The sequence below is a fragment of the Streptacidiphilus sp. ASG 303 genome (assembly GCF_020991365.1).
GTDB lineage: Bacteria > Actinomycetota > Actinomycetes > Streptomycetales > Streptomycetaceae > Peterkaempfera.
Map to the genome: position 1 here is coordinate 1 of NZ_JAJLRA010000075.1, position 1,548 is coordinate 1,548.

Sequence of the window (1,548 nt, forward strand, 5' to 3'; positions counted from 1 at the left end):
GGCGGCCACTCCCTGCTCGCCACCCGCCTCATCAACCGCATCCGCACCGTCCTCGGCAGCGAGATCCCCCTGCGGACCGTCTTCGACGCCCCCTCCCCGGCGGGCATCGCGACCGTGCTGGCGGACACCGGACGCCCGGTCCGCCGCGCTCTGACCGCCGGTGTGCGCCCCGACGCACTGCCGCTGTCGTTCGCGCAGCGCCGCCTGTGGTTCCTCGGCGAGCTGGAGGGCCCCAGCGCCACCTACAACATCCCCCTCGCCATGCGCCTGCGGGGCGAACTGGACCGGACAGCGCTGGAGGAGGCCTTCCGTGACGTACTGGTCCGCCACGAGGTGCTGCGCACGGTCGTCGCGACCGTCGACGGTGTCCCGCAGCAGCGGATCACCGCACCGGAGGCCGTCTCCTTCACGCTGGGCACCGGCGAGGTCACGCAGGAGGACCTGTCGGACGCCGTTGCGGCCATCGCCGGTCGCCCGTTCGACCTGGCGGCGGATCTGCCGCTGCGCGCGGACCTGCTCACCGCCGGCCCCGATGACCACGTCCTGGTGGTCGTGGTGCACCACATCGCGGCGGACGGCTGGTCGCTGGCCCCGCTCGCCGACGACGTGTCCCACGCCTACACGGCCCGCACCGCGGGCCGGGCCCCGGCGTGGGAGCCGCTGCCGGTCCAGTACGCCGACTACACCCTGTGGCAGCACGACCTCCTCGGCGACGAGGAGGATCCGAGCAGCCTGCTCAACGAGCAGTTGGGCTACTGGCGCAAGGCCCTGGCCGGCCTGCCCGAGGAACTCACCCTGCCCACCGACCACCCCCGCCCCGCCACCGCCACCCACCACGGCGCGCAGATCCCCCTGCGCCTGGACACCGATCTGCACCAGCACCTGCTGGAACTGGCCCGCGAGCGGGGCGTCACCCTGCACATGGTCCTGCAGGCCGCCCTCGCGGTGACCCTGTCCCGGCACGGCGCCGGCCAGGACATCCCCATCGGCACGCCGGTCGCGGGCCGCCGGGACGACGCCCTCACCGGCCTGGTCGGCCTCTTCGTCAACACCCTGGTCCTGCGCACCGACCTCAGCGGCAACCCCACCTTCGGTGAACTGCTGACCCGGGTCCGCGACGCGGCCCTGGACGCGCACGAGCACCAGGACATCCCCTTCGAGCGCCTGGTCGAGGACCTGGCCCCCGCCCGCTCCCTGGCCCGCCACCCCCTCTTCCAGGTCATGCTGACCCTCCAGAACACCACCCAGGCCGTCCTCGACCTCGACGGCCTGGACATTCAGCCCGCCCCCACCGGCGACACCCCCGCCAAGTTCGACCTCGCCCTCGACCTCACCGAAACCCTCGACCCCGACGGCACCCCGACCGGCATCACCGGCACACTCACCTACGCCACCGACCTCTTCCAGGAGACGACCGCCACCTCACTGAGCCGCCGCCTCATCCGGGTCCTGGAGACCGTCGCCGCCGACCCGGCCGCACCCGTGCACCACATCCCGGTCATGGACACCACCGAACGCCACCAGGTCCTCACCACCTGGAACGACACC

The 1,548-nt window shown here is 73.0% G+C and carries 1 protein-coding gene; it reads left to right on the forward strand.

The genetic code is table 11. The annotated features are described in order from the left end of the window. A partial coding sequence (locus LO771_RS29955; protein WP_230748297.1) for a condensation domain-containing protein occupies positions 1–1,548 on the forward strand: 1,548 nt, incomplete at both ends.